Below are 21,266 nucleotides of genomic sequence, written 5' to 3'. Positions count from 1 at the left end.
GAGCCCGGCAGCAGGGGCTGCCGGGCCAAGGGTTACTGATATCTCATGGATTCTTCACGAATCCCGTCTGCCAGCAGGTTGAGCCCCACCACCAGCGAAGCGATGGCAAGGGACGGCCACAGGGCCGCATACGGGTTGCCTGTCAGGATAAACGCCCGTCCTTTGGCAACCATGGAGCCCCAGTCCGGTGATGGCGGCGGCATGCCCAGGCCTAAAAATCCCAGGGTTCCCATGGCAAAGATGGCATACCCGATCCTGAGCATGGCATCGATGATGATGGGTCCTCGGGTATTGGGCAGAATTTCCACAAACATGATGAACCAGGCACTTTCCCCCCGGGTTTCCGCGGCCCTTATATATTCTCTGGTTTTGATGTCCAGGGTCAGGCTTCTGACCAGCCGGGCAATGCCCGGCACCCCCACAATGGAAATGGCAATGACCACGTTGACGGCGGATGCCCCGATGGCCACCACGATGATCAAATAGAGCAGGATGACCGGGATGGCCATCATGGCATCTAAAAGCCGCATGACCAGTTCATCGATCCATCCGCCCTTATAGCCGCCGATCAATCCCAAAGTGGCACCGATCATCAGGGCCACCACCACCCCCCAGATGGCCGTACCCCCGGGCAGAGAGATGTTTTCCGATACCGGCAGCACCACCAGTACCACCCGGGCGCCGTAGATCAGCCGGGTCCACAGGTCCCTTCCCAGCTCGTCCGTGCCCAGGATATGTTCGGCGGACGGCCCCTGGTTGGGGGCTTTCCAGTCCTGTTCAAAGGGGGTGTACGGGGTGAGAAACGGGGCAAACAGGGCCACAAACACCCAGAACAGGACAATGACCAGTCCCACCATGGCGATTTTGGAACTGAACAGGATGGCGAACATATCCTTGAGCTGTACTTTTTTGGTTTTTTTTGTAGTTTGGGTTTCAGCTGTTTCAGGCATACCGTATCCTCGGATTCAAAAAGGTATAGATGATATCGGCCACCAACTGGGTGCCGACGGCCACCAGGACCATGATCATGGCACCGGCTTCCAGGGCGTTGAAATCTTTATACAGCGCTGATTCCAGCAGATAGGCCCCCAGTCCCGGGTATCCGAACACCACCTCCACAATCACGATCCCCCCCAGCAGCCAGTTGACATGGAGCATGATCACGGTGATGGGGGCGATAAGCGCGTTTTTCACGGCATGTTTGAACACCACCTGTTTGTAGGGCAGTCCTTTGAGAAACGCGGTTCGGATATAAGGCGCTTTCATGACCTCCACCATGGAAGCCCGGGTGATACGCAGGATATACCCCAGTTCGATCAGCGTGAGGGTCAAAACCGGCAAAATCAGCATCATGGGTTTTTCCCAGGGGGCGGAGGTGCCTAAAACCGCCGCACCCGGCAGCCACCCCAGCCACACGGAAAAGATCAGGGTCAGAAAAATACCCGTGGCAAATTCGGGCACCACGGAAAACATCATACCCCCCACGGACAAAACCCGGTCCTTGAGAGACCCTTCCTGGAGTCCGGCAATGAGACCCAACAGCAGGGCCAGGGGCATGACAATGACAAAAGCGGTCCCTGCCAGGACCACGGAGTTGCGCAATCGGGTCCACAGGCTTTTGTTCACGGGCCGGCCCGTGCGAAAGGAAATACCCGGATCCCCTCTGACAAATCCTTTTTTCAACGGAATATAGTCTTTGGGGCCCCCGGAACTTTCCATCCACCCCTTGCCCATGACAAACACAAACATGGTTTCGGTTTCACCCTTGACCCAGCGGACGGCATGATTCTGGCGGTCAATTCCCCAGAATTCCTGTTTGCCGTCTTCAATGGTTTTCCATCGGTCATTGTCCACATATTCGGTTTTTTCACCGTCCGGTGTGATGTTGATGGCCACCAGGTCTTCTCCGTCCACTTTCCAGCGGATCAATGATCCGTCCTCTTTGACGGCCCACCATTCTTCAAACCCTTCTTCCGTGGTAATCCGTTTCAGGGGCATACCGATTTTCTTTTTAGCCACCCAGTCATTGCCCGCGATCCAGTGCAGATACCGGACATACATGGGCTGGTCCAGGCCGTTCTGGCGAATGAATGCGGCTTCCTGTTCCGGGGAGATAAAGGCTCCGAGCACATTTTTGGCGATATTTCCGGGAGAGGATTCTGCAATGATGAAAACGGCCAGAGACACCAGAATCATGGTCAGCAGCAGCAGAAAAAAACGGCGGAGTATAAAAACAATCATAAAATCCCTGTCCTTATTTTAAGGGTGCCCGTACGCAGAAGGATGCGCACGGGCGACACAGGTTTTTGATCTAGGCTAAAGACACATCGTTGAACAGCATGAATCCATTGGGATGGGCTTCCAGCCCTTTGACATTGCTTCTGGAGACCATCCAGACGGCCCGCCAGTAGCCGATGCCGATGGAACCCCGGTCATACTGGATTTTCTGGAGTTTGCAGAACAGTTTTCTGCGTTCGTCCACATCCAGGGTGCCATTGGCTTTTTCCAGGATCTCGGAAAATTCCTTGTCCACCCACCGGGTCTCGTTCCAGGCCGCGGGCTTTCCGTCCGCGTCCGCCTTGTAGGCCAGGTTCAGGACCATGGTGCCCAAAGGCCGATGGGTCCAGGGGGTGATGCCGAAATCCACTTCCGTCCATTTTTCCCAGTACTGGCTGTTGGGCATGGTTTGTAAATTGATCTTGAATCCGCCGGGCATGGCATCCTGTTTGAGGATTTCTGCATACCGGACCACATCCGGCCATCCGGAACCCACTGCCAGGTTGACTTCCAGCCCATCGGGATATCCGGCTTCGGCCAGCAGCTTTTTGGACGCTGCAGGATCATATGCCGGAATGGGCATTTCACAGTATTCCGGGTGCAGCTGGTACACATGGAAGTCCTGTCCTTCCAGTCCCTGTCCCATGTAGGCCAGTGCCAGGATTTTTTCATGGTTATGGCATTTTCTCATGGCCAGGCGGACCTTTTCATTGTCCCATGGTTTAAGATCCACCCGCATGCGCAACACCCGGGCCGAGGCCGTGGGGGCCGCCAGGATGTTGATTTCCGGATCATCTTTGAGGGCCCGGAAAATGTCGGTGCCGCCGATATCGGACAGATCGATGAAATCGATGTCTTCGCTCTTGATGGCCGAAATCATGGGGGCGGTTTCCGTGCCCATGTCCAAAAACTGCATTTCATCCAGGTATGGCAGGGGTTTGCCGTCCACACCTTTCTGCCAGTAGTCGGACCGGGCCTTGACCACGGCCAGTTCGCCTTCCCGGTAGGTTTCCAGGGTATAGGGGCCGGTGCCATGGGGCGCTTTGAGGAAATCGCCTTCAAAGGTCCGGTGATTCAGCACCTGGGCCGGATACTGAAAAAAGTCCTCGGGAATGGAGATGGTGGGCACTTTCAGGTGCAGTATGATTTGATAGTCATTGACCTTCTCGATATTGTTGCTGCTCAGATAACCGTCCACAAGCCCTTTCATGGAGGAACCCACGCTTTCGTCCAGCCACTGGTTCAAGGTGAAGATGACGTCATCGGCATTGAACGTATCCCCATTGTTGAACGTGACCCCTTGTCTGAGGTTCAGGGTCCAGGTTTTCAGGTCATCACTGGCTTCCCAGTTTTTCAGCAGATAGGGATGGGTGATGTTTTTGCCGTCGGTCAGGGTCAGATATTCCGCCACCTGACGGGTGACATTGGATGCGGCAATCCAGGAATAAGTGGCAGGATGGGCGATTTTCTGCAAAGCGGTCGCCACTTTCAGGGTACCGCCGCGTTTGACGTTTCCGGCAAAGGCTTTGGCGGTCCAGGAAAGACCGGCCATCTGGGTGGCAGTGAAAGCAGATACCCCCAGCAATGTGGAGTATCTGAGAAATTCTCTTCGGGAAAGTTTGCCTTTTTCCATGTCACTTTTTAAGTCGTGCACGGCCGGATGAATTCTTTTTTCCATGCTTACCTCCTTATTTGTCTTAATCGATGATGCTTGTCATTCCATACAAGCGACGGGATCTCTTTCTTTTGCTTAATTTCCTTTTATTACATGTCTTCCAGATTAATGCAAATTTTTGAATCAATTTTTTTAGAAAAATAAAAACCTATCCTTTTTCCCGTTTTGCCAGAATTTCTTTTTCCCCTTCTTTTTTGAGCCGGTCCAGCTCCGCCATTACCTTGTCACTCAGCGGATCCGGTTTGTGGGTTTCCATGATAGACCGGATTTCTTCCTGGACCCGCTGGTCCATGGTGGGACAGCCGGAATTTTTCCAGGCATCGATGGTCTGGCGGTTGAGCAGCTTTGAAACAGACAGTTCCTGCTTGAAATGGGCCAGTGTATGTTTCTGGGTGATGAAATGCCCGCCCGGGCCGACATCTTCGATGATCTGTCTGGCCAGGGTGTCTTTGGTGACGGTGATGCCTTCCACAAACCGCTTGGTCATGCCTGCAATCTCGTTGCCCATGACCAGCTGTTCTAAAGAACAGGCCATGCCCGAAGCCATGTATCCCACATCATGGATCAGGTTCAGGCCGGACAGTCCCTGGGCCAGAATGGAAAACGCGCCTTCCAGGCCGGCCTGGGCATCCAGGCATTTGGCGTCTGTGGCACCGGCCAGGCCCCAGGTGGGCAGGTCAAACGATTTGGCGATTTCCGCCTGGGCTGCGATGCCTAAGCTGTTTTCCGGGGCTCCCATGGTCATGAGCGCAGTTTTCATGTCCAGGATTCCCACATTGCCGCTCATGGCCACGGGACACCCGGGTTTTCGCAGCTGGGCAATGGTGATATGGATCAGGGCCTCGGCCGTGATCTGCACCAGCATGCCGGCCAGAGTGACCGGGCCCGTGGCACCGGCGGACACCGTGGAACCGGGCAGTTGAGGCATGAACCGGTCGGCTGCAATCAGAATCCGGTCCACCACGTCATCGGGAAAAAACAGCGGGGCAATGGCTTCCGGGTAGAGGATGAGAAACGGTTTTTCCCGCAATTTGTCCTGACCGCCGGCGATCACGGCCGCCATTTCATACACATATTCGCATCCCAACGGCGAGTACCCGATAAACGCAGCCGGTTTGACGGTGTTGGCAAACAGGGCCGGAATTTCGTGAACTTCCGCGGCCGCGCCCGGCACATCCTGGGAGGAGCCCATGGGCATGACAAAGTCGATGTGTGCCAGGGCATCCGCGACTTTGGCCCCCAGGGCAATGTCATTGATGCTGGTGGGCCGGATCTCTCCGGTAAAGGGATCCCGGTGGTTGGGGCTGGCCGTGGAGGTGCCGTAGTGGCTTTTTTCTCCTTCCACTTCCAGGGCCCTTTGGCCGTTCCGGTCATAAATGGTCCATCCTTTGGGGGCCGTGGCCACAGATCCCTGGACGATGTATTTGGGGATTTTGATGGTATCGTCTCTGACCCAGGCCCCGGCCTGGGTCATCATCTTTTTGACTCCGTCGTGCCGGCATTTGAATCCGACTTTTTCAATAATATCAAATGCCGCCTGTTTGATTTCCCAGATCTGATCGTCGGTCAGAATCCGCATGCTCACGGCCCGGCTTCTGGTAGTGGAGGATTGAATCACGCGCGTTCCTTTCAAAAGTATGTTTACATCATTGGTTCTGTTTTTTTCATGGCATCCGGGTCCGGCGGCACCCCGTTTTCATCCCACCCCATGGCCTGATAAAATTCAGCCAGCATGGCGGTGAACGATGTTCTGGTCAGCCCGGAAGGGTTGTCATTTCGTGAAAAAAACATGTCCGGGAGATTATCTGATATGGGGGTTTCAGTGTGGCGCAGATTGAAACGCCTTTCCATGGCCGCGATTGCCAGGCCCGTATCCGTCAATTGTTTCAATGAGACATGGGTATCTGCCAGGGTATTGACCAGAACGATTTCCGGTTCCAGGTTGAACGATTTCAGCAAAGAGAGGACCGGGACTTTGCAAAGCCCTATCGTATCCACCAGAATATTGGTGACCACGGCTTTGCGGATCAGCCGGCCTTTGGCCTTAGTGGCATGGATATCCACGGCCAGGGCGGTTCCGAACTCCTTGATGGCCTGTTCCTTGGACCAGCTGTATTCCAGGGAGGCATACACATTGTTGTAATCCCCGCCCCGGCTGGACACGGCATACCCTAAGGCCGTTCCCATGATGGCGTTGGGGTGGTAGGCGGTCAGTTCCAGGCCTCTGACGTGGGCTGCGTGAGCGGCCGCCTTTCCCCCGATCTGTTTTGCGGCCTGCCGGACCCCTTTGGACAGCATCCGGCCCAGCGGGGTGGTGCCGTCGACAATCCGGTGAATCAGGATTTCCATGGTTTGGGCATGGCCCCAGGACAGATCCAGGTCCTGTTTGAGTGTGTCCGGCATCAACCCTTTCTCGTTCAGGTCCATGGCAAATGCAATCACCGATGCCGTGGATGTGGTGTCCACGCCCAGCCGGTTGCACAGGTTGTCCAGCCGGATAATGGCTGCCATGTCCGACAGTCCGCATTTGGGACCGAAATTGATGACCGGTTCGAATTCCGGCCGGGTGGACATCTCTTCCGGTTTTGCCGGATCCATCACCAGATCGGCCTTGCACTGGACCGGACACTTGGCGCACCCGGACGACCGGACGATCTGCTTTGCCAGGTTGCGTCCGTCAATGGAGGAGATGTCAGGCACCCCGATTTCTGTGTAATTTTTGGCACCCATGATACCGAACTCATTGACCCATGACAGATAACCGGCTCCGCCATATTTGGAGAAGAATGAAAATTCCGGGGCGGTTTTCACCAGATTGACATATGTTTTCACGGCCTGTTTTTTGGGGGGGGTGTCGGCCGGCAAATGTTTGTGGGACCCTTTGGCAATCACAACCGCTTTCAGATGCTTGGCCCCCATGACTGCGCCCAAACCCGTGCGGCCGGCGGCATGGTCTTTTTCCGTCATGATGGCGGCAAACCGGACCTGATTTTCACCTCCCGGCCCGATGGTCAGGATTCGGACTTTTTCAGGTGCATGGATTTGCCGGAGCCGGTCCTGGACGGCAAACACATCCAGTCCCCACAGATCTTCGGCCGGCATCAGTCTGGCGGAGGTTTCATCCACATACAGATAGACCGGCTCAGGGGATGCACCCCGGATGACAATGGATGCCAGGTTGCAGGACCGCAGCCAGGCACCGACATATCCGCCGATGTTGGCACTGCCCAGAATCCCGGTCAGCGGGGATAATGCATTCACATGGAGCCGGGCGCTGCACGGGGCTGCGGAACCGGTGAGCAGGCCTGCGGAAAACAGCAGCCGGTTCTCCGGCCCTAAAGGATCGATACCGGGTTTCAGGTGGCGATACAAATACCAGGCATTGAATCCTCTGCCCCCCAGAAACGGCAGCGCGTCATCCGGGCAGTCATCCCGCCGGCATATCCGCCGGGTCAGGTCTACCATCAAAAGCTTTCCGAAACGGTTGAACGGGATCATGGCGTTTTGTGTCCGGTTGTCGTGTGTGTCCTTGGGAAGGGCGCTGCCTGCTAGGGTATTCATAAATAAAACTTGTATCATTTTAACGTGTTAAGATCAAATCGTTTCTGCCTGATTTTTTCAACGCTTGCATCCGTTTCCGGATCATCATAAACTGATGCCGGGAGATGCATATGAATCGAGAAAAAGCCATTGAGGCCATTAAAAATTTTGAGGGATACTGGGACATGATCGTCATCGGCGGCGGGGCCACGGGCTTAGGGGTCGGTGTAGATGCCGCGTCCCGGGGGTATAAGACCCTGCTGCTGGAACAGCATGATTTTGCCAAAGGCACCTCCAGCCGTTCCACCAAACTGATCCACGGCGGGGTCCGATACCTGCGCCAGGGAAATATCTCATTGGTACTCGAAGCCCTGCATGAACGGGGACTGCTTATCCAAAACGCGCCGCACCTGGTGACCAACCAGGCATTCATTGTTCCCAGCTATGAGTGGTGGGACGATCCGTTCTACGGGGCCGGCTTGAAAGTGTATGACATGCTGGCCGGTAAACTTGGCTTAGGCCCGTCCCGGCACCTGTCCAGAAAAGAGACCCTGGAACGGATTCCCACGCTGGAGCCGGAAAAACTGCGGGGCGGGGTGGAATATCACGACGGCCAGTTTGATGATGCCCGGCTGGCCGTGAACCTGGCACAGACCATGACGGACTGGGGTGGCACCCCGGTCAATTACATGAAAGTCATTAAATTCACCCGGGCCGGAAAAATGATCGGCGGGGTTGTGGCCACGGACAAGGAAACCGGTCTTTCCCATGAGATCCATGCCAGGGTGGTGGTGAATGCCACCGGCGTGTTCACCGACACGATCCTTGAGATGGAAAATCCTGAAGCAAAACCGGTCATTGCCGCCAGTCAGGGGATACATCTGGTGCTGGACAAGGCATTTTTACCCGGAGACTCGGCCATCATGGTTCCCCAGACATCGGACGGCCGGGTTCTGTTTGTGGTGCCATGGCATGACCGGGCCCTGGTGGGAACCACGGACACACCCGTGTCCCGGATTTCTCTCGAACCCTGCCCCCTGGAAGAGGAAATTGACTTCATTTTGACGCACGCGGCCCGCTATCTGTCCAAGGATCCCGGACCCGGGGACATCAAAAGTGTGTTTGCCGGGCTGCGTCCCCTGGTGAGCACGGGGAAGGAACATGACACGGCGGCTATTTCCCGGGATCACTATCTGCTGGTTTCCGAATCCGGCCTGGTGACCATCACGGGCGGCAAATGGACCACCTACCGGAAGATGGCGGAAGATACCGTGAACCAGGCCCTGCTGGTGGCCGGGCTGGACGAGCGGGAATGTGTGACCAAAAAGCTGCGGATTCACGGGTGGCTCAAGCATTTTGACCAAACCGATCCCCTTCATTATTACGGGTCAGATGCCATTCATCTCAAAAAAATGATCCGCACGGATCCCGGTCTGGGGGAAAAACTGCATCCGGACCTGCCCTATTTGAAAGCAGAGGTGATCTGGGCCGTGCAAAAGGAGATGGCCCGGACGGTGGAGGATTTTCTGGCCCGCCGCAGCCGGGCCCTGGTGCTGGATGCCATGGCCGCCATGGACATGGCGCCGGAAGTGGCAAGGTTGATGGCCCGGGCCTTGGGATATGATGGGCGCTGGAAAACCCGCCAGATCGATTCCTTTGTCAGACTGGCAAAAAATTACCTGAAGGGTTCTCCAGTACCTGGATCATAGGTGCTCAAGCATTTTTCGGGCAAAATAAGGCAGGACAAAGGCGGCTTTGTGAATTTCCGGGGAATAGTATTTCAATTGTTTTTGGATCCCGGGATCGATTTTTCTTGCCGGCCGGGTCAGGTCCGGTCCCAGTGACCCCAGGCAGATACCGATGTTGCCGCCGGGGTAGGTGGGCACCATAAAGCTGGCATAGGCCTGCCGGTCAAACAGGTCCCGGGTGATTTTCGCCAGGTTGATGACACAGTCCTTGTGAAGAAAAATGGATTCCCCCTGGGTGGCGATAATACCCCCGGGCTTGAGCGCATTTTTCAGGCTCTCGTAAAACGGTTTTTTGAACAGCACCTCTCCGGGGCCGATGGGATCGGACGAATCCACAATGATCACGTCATACACGCCGGTTTTTTCCCTGACAAACGCGGCCCCGTCTCCGATGAAAACGTTCACCCGGGGGTCGTCAAATCCACAGGCCAGATCCGGTAAAAACTGTTTGGACACGTGGATCACCATGTCATCGATTTCACAGAAATCCATGGTTGTGACACAGGCATGGCGGCCCGCCTCCCGCAAAATGCCGCCGTCTCCCCCGCCGATCACCAGTATGGTTTCAGGATTGGGATGGGCAAACAGCGGAACATGGGCCAGCATCTCCTGGTAACTGAATTCGTCGAACTGGGTCAATTGAATGATGCCGTCCAGGGCCAGCATTTTTCCATGATTTTGGGTCTCAAACACCTGGATATGCTGGAACTGGCTTTTTTCATCATACAGAATGTTTTCGATTTCAAGGGACAGGGCCATGCCGGGCCACATGGGGCAGGTTTCATAAAACCAGCCGTCTTTGACATGTCGGGTATGTTTCATTTTTTAACTCCTTGTTGCACACAGGTATCAAGTCTGCCCGCGCTTGCCCGGAAACCGGTGCAAAGGTATCGGTTTCCGGATCGGCGGGAGATCTGAATTACTGACGTAACGCCAGCTGCATTTTGTAGTGGCCGCCCTTGAAAAAGGACATGGCAAACTCCGCCACCTCCCGGGGGTCGTAATATTTGCAGCTGAACACATCCAGGTAAACGGTGTTGTCGGCATTGGCAAAATGGCCGGAAATCAGGGAGGTTTCAATCAGCTGGGTCATGCTGAATCCTTCCACCCGCTCATCTTCACCAAAATGGACCACCTGGCATTCGCCGAACCGTTTCATTTCGATTTTGTCACACAGTTCATGCACAAACTGTTTGATTTTGTCGGCATCCCGGATGATGTCCGGATCACTGTCATAGATATCGATGGAAGACAGAACCCCCCAGGGGTTTTTCTGCTCATAATCCTTTTTCCAGGAAATGGGGTGGGTGTTTGAATGTTTCAGGGTCTGTCCAATGTTCTGTTGCGCAAAGGGCTTGGAGATAATTCCCCGGTTCTGATCCGAAGAGATCAGCACATTTTTTGATTCAAACGATTCTTTCATGGAGGTAATGGCGGCTTCCAGGTTGATATTGTCACCACAGGTGAAAATGTCCACGGCCGCATAGTCATGTTCCGGCCAGGCGTGGATGGTGAAATGGGATTCCGCGATCACCACCACACCGCTGACGCCCTGGGGCTCAAATTGATGGAACGAAGAGCTGATGATGGTGGCATTGCTGTCCTTTGCCGCTTTCAGCAGGGCGTTTTCAACACGGTCCGCATCCAGAAAGGCTGTGGCGCCGCATTCATAGTATTCAATGGTCACCTGCCGTCCCAGGGCAAAAAAATTATTGTCCTGGACATCACCGGTCATTTTAAGGTTTTTGTTCAGCATGGGTGTTGTCTCCAAAAATGTTAATACGCATCCGGGGCAGGCTGCATGATGCAGAAACATGCCCGCAATTGATTTTAAATCAGATTTTTGTTCAGTGTTCTGATCTGGAAGATTGAAATAAAATTCGTCAACCCCAAATCAGGCCATTGGTTTTTTTAAAACAGGGTTGCCGGAAATATGCGGATGATGGAAAAAAGGAATAGAGACGTGTGAGTTAAAGAAAAAAAGCGTTTGTGCTAAAGACAATATACGTCCTACCCCCCCGGCATCAGCTGCAATTCCCGTGACTGCGGAACAAGCGACATATCCCCGCTTGTTCTTTGAATATACGATTCTTCGAATAACCATGTGATTTTATATTTTAAATGCATAAAACCTTCAAGTTTGGGTTATTGCCGACAGACCATACGTTTGAATAGGGTCCGTGCTTCTCCGATAAAACACACCCTTTTACAGGATTTTTTTCAAATTGAAAAGTATTATTACGTGGAAAATAAAAAAATATTTGATTTTCTATTGCACACTGGTATATAAGGCAGCGGTCAGTCTGGACAGACCTGAGATTAGCCGGACATATTCACCTTTAAAAGAGTTTATGAAAATGGCGTTTCAACGACAGCGGCTGAGCAGAAGAGTGGTCAATGACCTGCAAAAAAGGTCCACATCCGGGGTGTTTTTTTATATGCTGGTGCCGCCGGTCCTGTTTTTCACGGACGGGTATATTCTGCGACATTTAACGCCCAGCCTGATCTTTTTAAGTATTTTTACCCTTATCTGTCTGTTTCGTCTGGTCCATGTCCATATTTCAAAAAAAACGCCGGACACCCGGCGTCACGACACATGGCACAAAGCCGTCTTTGTTGTCAGTATTCTGTCGACCGCCCTGGCATGGGGGGTGGGGTCTGCAATTTTTCTGCTGTACAGTGACGAACGGACCATCCATCTGCTGATGATCATCTGCACGGTGGGGTTCTGTGCCGGGGGTGTGATATCTTTTATGCCGGTGCTGTATCTGGCCGTCTCCTATAATTTTCTGATGCTGGTGCCTGCGATTGCCGCCGTGTTCATTGGCGGGGATGCCCCCTCTCTGGGCATTGCCATGATCCTGTATTCCATCTACCTGGTGTTGATCTCCTTGCGGGGCAACCATGAATACTGGAACGCGCTGGAAAATGAATATCTGCTGGAGGAAAAAACCCGGGAACTTGAAATCACCAGCCGGACGGATGTATTGACCGGATTATACAACCGCCGGTATTTTGATGAGCTGTTTGAACGGGAATGGGGGCTGTGCAGCCGGAGAAAAAGTCCGTTGACTCTGTTGATATGCGATATCGATCATTTTAAAAAGGTCAATGACACCCATGGCCATCCGGCAGGGGATGAATATCTGAAACTCATCAGCCGGCTGATACAGCAGGTGTTTCAACGGGAAACCGATTTGGTGGCCCGGTATGGAGGCGAGGAGTTTGTGGTTCTTCTGCCGGACAGGGATGCTGAACATACCCGTGAACTGGCCCAGCGCTTAGGTAAAAAAATTGAAACCGCCGTGCTGGAATACAACAAAGAAAAAATTCAGACCACCATCAGCCAGGGGGTCACCTCCTGCATTCCGGCACCGGATATGGACCGGGATGTGCTCCTCACCCGGGCCGACAACGCCATGTATGAGGCCAAGAATGCCGGCCGGAACAAAATTATGGTGGATATGCAGTAAAAAAAAGACTTCCTGAAACCGGGGACAGGTCACCGGCCCGGCGGCACCATTGTGACATGCTGCACAAAGAAATCCCGGCACTCGTCTTCCCGGTGACTCACGTAAAGAATGGTACTCAAATGGTCTTTGGCCACAAGGGTCAGAAAATCCAGCACCGCATTTCGGTTGGGCGTATCCAGCCCCTGGGTGGGTTCGTCTAAAATCAGCAGCTTCGGCCCTTTGATCAGGGCCCGGGCGATGAGGACCAGGCGCTGGTCCGCAAAGGTCAGATCCCGGAAAGGCACAAGGGCCATCGATGCCATGTTCAGCCGGGACAGCCAGGTCATGGCCCGGTTTTTCTGACTGTCGGTCACGGGATTGTACAGGCCGATGGAATCGAACAGCCCGGAAAGAATACAGGCCAGCGCACTGCCCGGCACCCGGAAGTTGCGGTGCAGGTCCGGGCTGACAATGCCCATGTGCTGTTTGATGTCCCAGATGGATTCTCCCGTGCCCCTCCGGATGTTAAACAAGGTCAGATCACAGGTGTAGCAGGCCGGATGGTCCCCGGTGATCACCTGGAGCAGGGTGGATTTGCCCGTGCCGTTGGGGCCGGTGATCAGGGTGTGGTCCCCCTGGTCCACGGCCAGGCTCAGATCCGTGAACACGGCCCTTCCCCCATAACCGGCCGTGCAGCGGTGGAGCCGGACCAGTTTCTTTTTTTCATGCGCTTCAGAACGTGTCTCGTCTGCCGGGAAAAAATCCTGAACCGTGGCCTGAAAATCCGGCCGGGAGGTCCGGGCCAGGCAGGAAGCCGGCACCTGATCCGCAGGACCCTGAAACACAAGGCCGCCATTGGCCACAACGCCTATATGGGTGGTCCATGACGGAATGTCTGCCGGGTTGTAAACAAACATCAGGATCTGAATCCCCTTGGAAAACAAGTGACACATGGCCCTGTCCAGCTCTTTGCAGCTGTCCGGATCCAGGCCGTCAAACGGGGCCTGGATCACCAGACAGGTCGTTCCCCTGGTGATGGGGGCCAGCAGCAGCAGTTTCCGGGTCTGACCCGTGGACAGCTGACGATAGCCTTTGTCCAGGCTGTCTGTCATGCCCAGGGCCTGGATCAGCTCCGCATGATGCTCGATATCTTCCAGAAAATCCCTGGCAGATGTGCCGGGATCCAGCCGGTCCATGAAATCGGTGTCATCTTTTTTCAGCTCGGATTCATACACAGCCTGCTGGTCCTTGAAGGATACCACACCGGGCTGATCCGGCAGTGACCGTTCCGCCACCCGGCCTTTGATCTGCCTGCCGGACACCAGATCAAACAGATCGTCGATACCGGACCGGTTGGTTCCCAGAAAGGTCCAGGCCTGGCCGGGCAGGGCCAGGAACTGTTCAATATACACATGGTCTGTTTGTGCCTGGATAATTTTCATGGCGGTCATTGAAACAGGAAGTGGGTCAGATGGCAAGGCAAATTTTTTGGATCTCAGGCAAGGATGTCGCACCGCAAGATTTCCCATTTCCCGGGAATATGATATGATTTAATTATGAAACGAATATACGTGGATCTGGATGATGTGATTTCCAGAACAACCGATACTTACAGTGCCGTCATTGAACAGGAATTCGGCAGGCAGGTCCGGTTCGAGGACCTGACCTGTTTTGATTTGAAGGTGTCATTTCAACTGACGGAAAAGGAATACCGGCATTTTTTCGACCGGATTCACCAGCCCGACATGTTGATGAACTTTGACCCGGTCCCCGGAGCCGGGGAGACGATGGCCCGCTGGATCGATGCCGGCCACCGGGTGGACATTGTCACGGGCCGGCCTCCTTTGGCCCGGGAAACGTCTCTGGCCTGGCTGGACCGGCAGAAAATCCCCTTTTCCGAATTCATCATGGTGGATAAATACAACCGGTGCGAAGAACATCACCCCGGGGTGATCTCTAAAACCCAGCTGATGGCCCGTCCGTATGATCTGGCCGTGGAAGATTCCCTGGACACGGCCCTGTTTCTGGCCAAACACATGGCCGTGCCCGTCCTGCTGTATGATCGTCCATGGAATTCTGTAACGCTGTATCACGAAAAGATCCGGCGGGTTTTTTCCTGGAAGGAAATAGACGATACCGTTTTTTTGGGATAGCAATGGGTATTTCAAAAAGTAATGACGTTGAAAGATATTTGAATTCAGTCTGCGCTTTCATCCGCGAATATTTTTATAAAATCCAGAAATTTTGACAGACTTTTCGATTTGTTATTTTTTAACCAGACGGCAGTTGTTGTAACCTCAGCCGATTTGTCCTCAAGCCGTTTGATAACCAGTCCTATATGTTGAAAATTTGATGCACATGCTGCAAAAATGGTGATGCCCATTTTTGCAGCAACCATACCGAATATACCGTCGATGGTGTCGACATACTGGCGCACTTTGGGATTGAAATTTGATTGAAGACACAATTGGTTGATTATTTTCAGAAAAGCCTTCCAGTCTTTTGGCGTTCCCAATATGAACTCTTCGTCTTTCAAATCAGAAATCGAAACGCACTGTTTATCAGATAGACGATGTCCTTCAGGTAGAACCGCTACCAATTCTTCTTTGATAAAAGGCAGCTGTTCTACGAACGGATTTGAGAAATTACCTACTATAAAACCGATATCTATTTTTGAGTCGATCAATTGTTTTTTTTGTTCAGGTGTTGGAATATAGGTAAGATCCAGCCTGATTCCTGGAAACTGCTCCTGGAATTTTTTTAGGATTGACGGCAAGTTTTTATTGATGGCAAAACTCATATATGCCACTCTTAAATATCCGATGTTACCTGCTTCTGCATTTTGGGTCTTGATGATGGCTGTGTTCAATCGATCAAGAGCTGGAATGACCTCTTGCAGAAAAACGCTTCCGGACTCAGTCAATTCGACGCTTCGCGTAGTCCGTTTGAAAAGAGAGGCGCCTAAATCATCTTCCAACCGGTTGATAATTCGGGTTAACCCGGGCTGGGTCATATTCAATGCAATTGACGCTTTTTTGAAATTCAATTTTTCAGCCACAGCAATAAATGCAATGATGTGCCGGAATTCAATCGGAATATTTTTTGTAAAACCAACGGGCAGATTCATCTGTTTCCCTGATGCAATCAAGTCTTAGTTTGGAGAATTGTAAAGTATTTCATTTAATAAAGAAACTGTATTTTTAAATCGGAACAATTCTTATTTGTCTTGATCGCTTAAAGGGTTTATGTATCGTGCAATACGAAAGAATATTGATATCATTTTGATCAATTGTTTATGCGATATTATTATTTGACATGGTAACTATAAAGAGATTAATTGTATTCCTACACAAGACCTTTGCATTTCTTATTTGAATACAGGTCGATTCACTCAAACGAAAAATATGGGGGGAGTTACGATGGCTGAACAAGAATTCAATGAAAACCAGATCAATGAGATGTTGGAACGGGCGTTTGAAGAAGCAACCAAATTGTATAAAAAACGAGGGTTTCAGCGCAGGGTCGGATTTGGGAAAAAACCGGCATTGATCAATGTTGACTTGGCAAATGCCTGGACCAGACCAGGTAATCCTTTCAGCTGCGAAAATATCGACGATCAGATCATTCCCGGTGTTCAGCGCCTACTTGAAGCCTGCAGGAAAAAAAATCATGTGGTAGTCCATGTCACCACCTGCTACCAGGTGACAGACCGTGAAAATCCTCATACGGATATGGGACTGTGGCACTGCAAAATTCCCATTGAAGTCGTTGATCAGAAAAAAAAAGAATTATGGGCTATTGATTCCCGCATCGCACCAGTTGATGGTGAACAGGTGCTTATCAAGAAGCGAGCGAGTGGTTTCCATGGAACATATCTGGCCGGTTTTCTGCGTGCCGCAGGGGTTGATACGATTCTGGTAACCGGAGTGACAGCTACTGCCTGCGTGAGAGAAACTATTTGTGACGGGATAGCGGAAGGGTTCCGGACCATCGCGGTAAAAGAATGCATCGGCGACCGAATTCCCGGAGCCGTTGCCTGGAATCTTTTCGATATCGATGCAAAATTTGGAGACGTTGAAACAGTTGATACCTGTGTGAAATATCTGAAATCCGTTTAAATTATGAAACGGGGGGATTATAGATCTGTATGTCGACATTGTTGATTTTTTGGTCAATAATCCATTAAAAATAAAAATAATTAATTATTTAAATGATCTAACGCAGTAATTTTTATATTAGGCCATATAAATTTAAATCAGGACATGACGAAATTGAAAAAATAAATGTCCGAAAGGGGGAAAGTTTAGAAAAAGACGACAAATGTGGTTTTCTGGAATTCAGAACACCAAATAGACATGAGAACGGTTAAAAAAAGGGGGATATCGAGAATGAAAAATAAATTTCACATTCGCGAAGACAACATTAAGAAGTATAAAAAATTTTTAAAACACATCTTTTTGGCCATGATTATCGGCTTTGTAATGAGTGCGATAGGTATTGGGGGGTGGGTTGATTCTGCATTTGCCAAACCTGTCGTCTTGCGGATGCACAGCCAGATTGTCGAGGCCCGACCCGAGGCCAAGTATCTTCAGGAATTTGCGGACCGTGTCAATGAACGTGCGAAAGGGAAACTTAATCTTATCGTATATCACGCAGGGTCATTGGGACTTCGAGACCCCGATCTGCTTCGGATTTTGAAACGCGGCGATGTGGACATGGCGATGTTGTACGGTGAGTATTTTGCGAGGGATGCTCCGGAACTCGCCGCTGTGTATGTTCAGGGCGCAATTACAAAACCGGAACAGCATCTCAAACTTTTGCCGGTAATTCGTCAGATATATGAAGAAGCGTATTCGGAGTGGGATATCATAACCATTGGCGGTATCGTCAGTCCGGTCTTTGATGTGGGACTTCATTGTAAAAGCCCGGTGAATACTCTGGATGAATTAAAAACCAAAAAATTGCGGGTCTGGGCTCCCCATTTGGTTCATACGTTTCAGGACTTGGGGGTTGCCGCCCAGGTGATCGGACAGAATGATATGTATACGGCATTGCAGACGGGTGTCGTAGATTGCGCCTATTACCTGTCTACCGTGGCTGAAACGGTATCTTTGCAGGAAGTGACAAAATATGAAGCCTATCTTCATCCTTGGGCAGCAGTTCCCTGGATGTTCGGGGTCAGTGAGCGCGCATGGAAGCGATTGACGCCAGAACTCCAGCAAATACTCACAGAAGAGGCTGAAGCGACATGGGAAAAAACACGTGATCTGGCAGTGGATGAGGTCCGTGAAGCAGAAGCCCGCTCCTATCGCCAGGAAAAATTGGGAATTACAATGTTGGATCGTTTTTCCGATGCTGATTTGCAGAAATTTGTAGATGCGGCAAATAAACGGTGGTTGGAGATGGCTGAAACTGCAGGCAAAAAAGGCATTGAATACTATGACCGTATGCAGTTTGCTATTAACAAACTTGATTAAAAAAATCAGAAAATAGGATTTGTCAGATTGGCCTTCTGAGACTCAAAAGGCCAATCCGACAACATTCGTTGCCTGAAAAAAGGGGGGGGATCTATGATGGCTTATTTTGTTTGTATTCTTCGCTATCTTACTTTGACCATGAGCATATTGGCCTGTTTGTCGGCTGTTTTGATGGCTGCACTCGTTATCACAGGGACCGTGATGCGATATTTTTTGGGATCTCCTTTGATGTTTTCTGATGAACTGGTGGGATATATGTTTGTTTCCATGTCATTTTTAGCTTTTCCCATGGGATTACTCAAAAAAAGACATATCAGCGTGGATTTGGTCGTAAGAAACATCGATTATCCAATCCGGCGCATTATTGATCTTTTGGGGATACTTATTTTCATTATTTTTGCTGCGGTTTTTATATTCAAATCGTTTGAATTTGCAGATTTTTCCCGCCAGATAAATGCCCGTTCGGACATTGGTGCACTTCTGGTATGGCCCTGGATGATGTTGATGCCTGTAAGTCTGGGCGTTGCCACTCTGGTTGCTCTTATTCAGCTGATTGATACCATAAGGATGTGGGCGGGCTGTGAACCTCTGGTTAAAGAGAATCGTGAGGAAGTGCCTGACATAAAATCGGAGGAACATTTATGAGTTGGTTGATTTTAGTAAGTTCATTGCTGATCAGTATATCAACAGCAGCGGTGCTGGGTGGAGCGCTTGGGTTGACCGGATTGATAATGCTCCATTTTCAGGCTGATGGCGCAACCGGCCTGGCTGTTACAGCCGTCTGGAATGTTTTTACCGATTTTACGCTAAGCGCGGTCCCATTGTTTATTTTGCTCGGAGATATTCTTCTTGCAAGTGGTATCAGTACAAGAATATATAATGGTCTGACCCCGCTGTTTCATAAGATTCCCGGCAAACTTCTCCATACCAATATTGCGGTGTCGACTGTTTTTGGTGCGGTAAGTGGATCCAGCAGTTCTACTGCAGCAGCTGTCGGTTCCGTGGGATATCCTGAATTATCGAAACGTGGGTATAACCGTCCCATGATCGTTGCCAGCCTTGCTGCAGGAGGTACTTTGGGGTTGTTGATTCCGCCGAGTTTGTCTCTTTTAATATACGGTGCAACGCAGAATGTTTCTATTGGCAAGCTTTTTTTGGCAGGTATTGCACCCGGAGTTCTTCTTGGATTGTTTTTTAGTCTCTACCTGGCTATTGTTGACAAAGTAAAAAAAGGCATCACACCTGATGACACGGAAGATGTCAGCTTTGCTGATATGATCAGGGGATTGCTGCAGATCTGGCCGTTGCCCATTTTAATTTTTTTTGTTCTGGGAACGATTTATCTTGGTTTTGCCACCCCAACGGAAGCAGCCGGCCTTGGAGTTTTTATTTCCCTAATATTGGGATTTACCTGGGGAGATTTAACTTTTCCCAAATTATGGGATGCCCTTGTCAGTTCCACAATAGTATTTGGCGCCATAGCCATGATTATGCTGGGCACTCAGATTCTGGCTCAGGCGGTAAGCATTCTCGGCTTGCCAAGAGAACTGGTGAACATGATTGGTGACTATGAACTGTCTAAATATACAGTCATGTTTTTAATCGTTCTGGTTTATCTGCTGCTTGGGTGTTTTTTTGACGGGATATCCCTTTTGTTCATGACATTACCGATCACGACGCCGATTATGATGAGCATGGGATTTGATCCGGTCTGGTTTGGTGTCATTGTAACGATTCTGATGGAAATCGGAATGATTACTCCTCCTGTTGGATTGAATCTATTCGTACTGGTCACAATAGCCGGCCGGGAGGTGGACTTGGGTGAAGCGGCTTGGGCAACTATACCCTTCTGGTTTATTATGATGGCAACAGTTGTCCTTTTTACAATATTTCCACAAATTATTCTTTTTATACCCAGTTTTTATTGAAATGCCTGATTGCATCAGTGAGAAAATTACTACCCCTTTTAAAAAAACAGAAAGGCAAAATTCATGGAAAACAAAGCGAATTATTCGGAGTTAATGATTATCGATGGTCTGAACGTTTCAAAGTGGTACCGACCTGTTTTCGAAGCCATGCACAAAGGGGGGGTGACGGCAGCCAATTGTACCTGCTGCATCTGGGAAGATTTTCCCGCAACCATGAAAGCGGTGGCTGACTGGAAACAATGGATCCAAAAAAATTCAGACATTTTGACCCAGGTTTATTCAACCAAAGACATCCGGCGTGCCAAAAAGGAAAACAAGGTCGGGATCATCCTGGGATGGCAGAATACAACCGGATTCGGTGATTATCTGCCCCTGGTCCAGGTTTACAAGGAACTGGGCCTGGGGATTGTGCAGCTGGCTTATAATACAGCCAACACCGTTGGATGCGGGTGTTATGAAAAAAATGACGGGGGATTGACCGATTTTGGCAGGGCATTGGTAGATGAAATGAACCGAGTCGGCATTCTCATCGATTTGAGTCATGTAGGTCCTAAAACGTCCAGGGATGCTATAGAATATTCCCAAAAACCGGTGGCTTACTCCCATTGTCTCCCGGCAGCACTGAAAAATCACTCCCGAAATAAATCGGATGAAGACCTGAAATTCATAGCTGACAACGGGGGGTTTGTCGGAGTGACTATGTTCCCACCGTTTCTTAAAAATGGTGCAAAATCAACTGCCCAGGATTACATCGAAGCGATTGAGTATGTGATCGATTTGGTCGGAGAAGACCATGTCGGCATTGGAACAGATTTTACCCAGGATCAGGATGATTCATTTTTTTCCTACATTACCCATGATAAAGGATATGGCCGTTCCCTGACGGAATTTGGTGACATCATCAATCCAAAAGGATTCCGACAGATCGATGATTTTCCAAACCTGGTCACGGAGCTGGAACACCGGGGTTGGAAACAAAACCGAATTGAAAAGATCATGGGCGAGAACTGGATATCGTTTCTTGAGTTGGTCTGGGGAGTTTGATCATCAGAAATCAATTGACATCCTGGGAGTATGATTTGACATAGAAGATTCAAGGTTCTTTTTGCCGCTAATTGGAATTTTTCACCCGTTGGGTCTTGATCCGATCCAGGCGATTTCATGAATGA

General features: G+C 50.8%; 17 protein-coding genes. 8 read left to right on the top strand and 9 right to left on the bottom strand.

Annotated elements, in window-relative coordinates:
* Nucleotides 1–32: 32 nt before the first annotated feature.
* From K365_RS0123850 to K365_RS0123830, 5 genes are all read right to left on the bottom strand, one after another.
* Nucleotides 33–950 carry an ABC transporter permease gene (locus K365_RS0123850; protein ID WP_006968732.1) on the bottom strand — a complete coding sequence of 306 codons (918 nt, stop codon included), beginning with the start codon at nt 948–950 and terminating at the stop codon, nt 33–35.
* Nucleotides 943–2,241: an ABC transporter permease gene (locus tag K365_RS0123845; RefSeq protein WP_024336638.1), complete on the bottom strand. Its 1,299-nt coding sequence runs from the start codon at nt 2,239–2,241 to the stop codon at nt 943–945. The genes K365_RS0123850 and K365_RS0123845 overlap by 8 nt, the downstream gene beginning before the upstream one ends.
* A gap of 70 nt (nt 2,242–2,311) precedes the next feature.
* Nucleotides 2,312–3,955 carry an ABC transporter substrate-binding protein gene (locus K365_RS0123840; protein ID WP_006968730.1) on the bottom strand — a complete coding sequence of 548 codons (1,644 nt, stop codon included), beginning with the start codon at nt 3,953–3,955 and terminating at the stop codon, nt 2,312–2,314.
* A 145-nt stretch (nt 3,956–4,100) separates the two neighbouring features.
* The gene (locus tag K365_RS0123835) at nt 4,101–5,570 is read right to left on the bottom strand and encodes a trimethylamine methyltransferase family protein (protein ID WP_024336637.1); all 1,470 of its coding nucleotides are present in this window, start codon (nt 5,568–5,570) and stop codon (nt 4,101–4,103) included.
* A 23-nt stretch (nt 5,571–5,593) separates the two neighbouring features.
* On the bottom strand, nt 5,594–7,513 hold the full coding sequence (locus tag K365_RS0123830) for an aldehyde ferredoxin oxidoreductase family protein (RefSeq protein ID WP_169432988.1): 1,920 nt from the start codon (nt 7,511–7,513) through the stop codon (nt 5,594–5,596).
* 110 nt (nt 7,514–7,623) lie between these two features.
* Here K365_RS0123830 and K365_RS0123820 point away from each other — a divergent pair, with 110 nt between their 5' ends.
* The gene (locus K365_RS0123820; protein WP_024336635.1) at nt 7,624–9,201 is read left to right on the top strand and encodes a glycerol-3-phosphate dehydrogenase/oxidase; all 1,578 of its coding nucleotides are present in this window, start codon (nt 7,624–7,626) and stop codon (nt 9,199–9,201) included.
* On the opposite strand, the gene speE is transcribed toward K365_RS0123820, so the two are convergent.
* Together speE and speD are read right to left on the bottom strand one after the other, a co-directional pair.
* Entirely contained in the window at nt 9,196–10,062 is an 867-nt protein-coding gene (speE, locus tag K365_RS0123815) for a spermidine synthase (protein ID WP_024336634.1), read from the bottom strand. The two genes, K365_RS0123820 and speE, sit on opposite strands and share 6 nt — an antisense overlap.
* A 97-nt stretch (nt 10,063–10,159) precedes the next feature.
* Nucleotides 10,160–10,996: an adenosylmethionine decarboxylase gene (gene speD, locus K365_RS29210; protein WP_034625247.1), complete on the bottom strand. Its 837-nt coding sequence runs from the start codon at nt 10,994–10,996 to the stop codon at nt 10,160–10,162.
* A 601-nt stretch (nt 10,997–11,597) separates the two neighbouring features.
* Here speD and K365_RS0123800 point away from each other — a divergent pair.
* On the top strand, nt 11,598–12,713 hold the full coding sequence (locus K365_RS0123800) for a GGDEF domain-containing protein (protein ID WP_169432987.1): 1,116 nt from the start codon (nt 11,598–11,600) through the stop codon (nt 12,711–12,713).
* A gap of 29 nt (nt 12,714–12,742) precedes the next feature.
* Here K365_RS0123800 and K365_RS0123795 read toward each other — a convergent pair whose 3' ends face one another.
* Entirely contained in the window at nt 12,743–14,134 is a 1,392-nt protein-coding gene (locus tag K365_RS0123795) for an ATP-binding cassette domain-containing protein (protein ID WP_024336632.1), read from the bottom strand.
* Between the two features lie 114 nt (nt 14,135–14,248).
* Between K365_RS0123795 and K365_RS0123785 the strand changes: the two genes are divergently transcribed.
* The gene (locus tag K365_RS0123785; protein ID WP_024336631.1) at nt 14,249–14,845 is read left to right on the top strand and encodes a 5' nucleotidase, NT5C type; all 597 of its coding nucleotides are present in this window, start codon (nt 14,249–14,251) and stop codon (nt 14,843–14,845) included.
* Between the two features lie 44 nt (nt 14,846–14,889).
* On the opposite strand, the gene K365_RS0123780 is transcribed toward K365_RS0123785, so the two are convergent.
* Nucleotides 14,890–15,819 (bottom strand): LysR family transcriptional regulator, encoded by a 930-nt coding sequence (locus K365_RS0123780; protein ID WP_029725756.1) that lies wholly within the window; start codon nt 15,817–15,819, stop codon nt 14,890–14,892.
* A 292-nt stretch (nt 15,820–16,111) separates the two neighbouring features.
* Here K365_RS0123780 and K365_RS0123775 point away from each other — a divergent pair, with 292 nt between their 5' ends.
* From K365_RS0123775 to K365_RS0123755, 5 genes are all read left to right on the top strand, one after another.
* On the top strand, nt 16,112–16,810 hold the full coding sequence (locus tag K365_RS0123775; protein WP_024336629.1) for an isochorismatase family protein: 699 nt from the start codon (nt 16,112–16,114) through the stop codon (nt 16,808–16,810).
* A gap of 270 nt (nt 16,811–17,080) precedes the next feature.
* Nucleotides 17,081–18,169 (top strand): TRAP transporter substrate-binding protein DctP, encoded by a 1,089-nt coding sequence (dctP, locus tag K365_RS0123770; protein ID WP_024336628.1) that lies wholly within the window; start codon nt 17,081–17,083, stop codon nt 18,167–18,169.
* A gap of 93 nt (nt 18,170–18,262) precedes the next feature.
* On the top strand, nt 18,263–18,814 hold the full coding sequence (locus K365_RS0123765; protein WP_024336627.1) for a TRAP transporter small permease: 552 nt from the start codon (nt 18,263–18,265) through the stop codon (nt 18,812–18,814).
* Nucleotides 18,811–20,097, top strand: a complete 1,287-nt coding sequence (locus K365_RS0123760) for a TRAP transporter large permease (RefSeq protein ID WP_024336626.1) — start codon at nt 18,811–18,813, stop codon at nt 20,095–20,097. The genes K365_RS0123765 and K365_RS0123760 overlap by 4 nt, the downstream gene beginning before the upstream one ends.
* 63 nt (nt 20,098–20,160) lie before the next feature.
* A complete protein-coding gene (locus K365_RS0123755; protein WP_024336625.1) occupies nt 20,161–21,141 on the top strand; it encodes a dipeptidase in 981 nt (326 codons plus the stop codon).
* Nucleotides 21,142–21,266: the final 125 nt, after the last annotated feature.

Origin of the sequence: Desulfotignum balticum DSM 7044 (assembly GCF_000421285.1) — a bacterium.
Lineage (GTDB): Bacteria > Desulfobacterota > Desulfobacteria > Desulfobacterales > Desulfobacteraceae > Desulfotignum > Desulfotignum balticum.
Note: the sequence above shows the minus strand (reverse complement) of the source record. Positions and strands in the feature narration are given on the sequence as shown.

Coding starts and splice junctions, on each gene's coding strand:
- K365_RS0123820 (WP_024336635.1), top strand. CDS start 7,624: ATGAATCGAGAAAAAGCCATTGAGGCCATTAAAAATTTTGAGGGATAC.
- K365_RS0123795 (WP_024336632.1), bottom strand. CDS start 14,134: ATGAAAATTATCCAGGCACAAACAGACCATGTGTATATTGAACAGTTC.
- K365_RS0123755 (WP_024336625.1), top strand. CDS start 20,161: ATGGAAAACAAAGCGAATTATTCGGAGTTAATGATTATCGATGGTCTG.
- K365_RS0123830 (WP_169432988.1), bottom strand. CDS start 7,513: ATGAATACCCTAGCAGGCAGCGCCCTTCCCAAGGACACACACGACAAC.
- speE (WP_024336634.1), bottom strand. CDS start 10,062: ATGAAACATACCCGACATGTCAAAGACGGCTGGTTTTATGAAACCTGC.
- dctP (WP_024336628.1), top strand. CDS start 17,081: ATGAAAAATAAATTTCACATTCGCGAAGACAACATTAAGAAGTATAAA.
- K365_RS0123840 (WP_006968730.1), bottom strand. CDS start 3,955: ATGGAAAAAAGAATTCATCCGGCCGTGCACGACTTAAAAAGTGACATG.
- speD (WP_034625247.1), bottom strand. CDS start 10,996: ATGCTGAACAAAAACCTTAAAATGACCGGTGATGTCCAGGACAATAAT.
- K365_RS0123800 (WP_169432987.1), top strand. CDS start 11,598: ATGGCGTTTCAACGACAGCGGCTGAGCAGAAGAGTGGTCAATGACCTG.
- K365_RS0123760 (WP_024336626.1), top strand. CDS start 18,811: ATGAGTTGGTTGATTTTAGTAAGTTCATTGCTGATCAGTATATCAACA.
- K365_RS0123765 (WP_024336627.1), top strand. CDS start 18,263: ATGATGGCTTATTTTGTTTGTATTCTTCGCTATCTTACTTTGACCATG.
- K365_RS0123845 (WP_024336638.1), bottom strand. CDS start 2,241: ATGATTGTTTTTATACTCCGCCGTTTTTTTCTGCTGCTGCTGACCATG.
- K365_RS0123850 (WP_006968732.1), bottom strand. CDS start 950: ATGCCTGAAACAGCTGAAACCCAAACTACAAAAAAAACCAAAAAAGTA.
- K365_RS0123780 (WP_029725756.1), bottom strand. CDS start 15,819: ATGAATCTGCCCGTTGGTTTTACAAAAAATATTCCGATTGAATTCCGG.
- K365_RS0123775 (WP_024336629.1), top strand. CDS start 16,112: ATGGCTGAACAAGAATTCAATGAAAACCAGATCAATGAGATGTTGGAA.
- K365_RS0123785 (WP_024336631.1), top strand. CDS start 14,249: ATGAAACGAATATACGTGGATCTGGATGATGTGATTTCCAGAACAACC.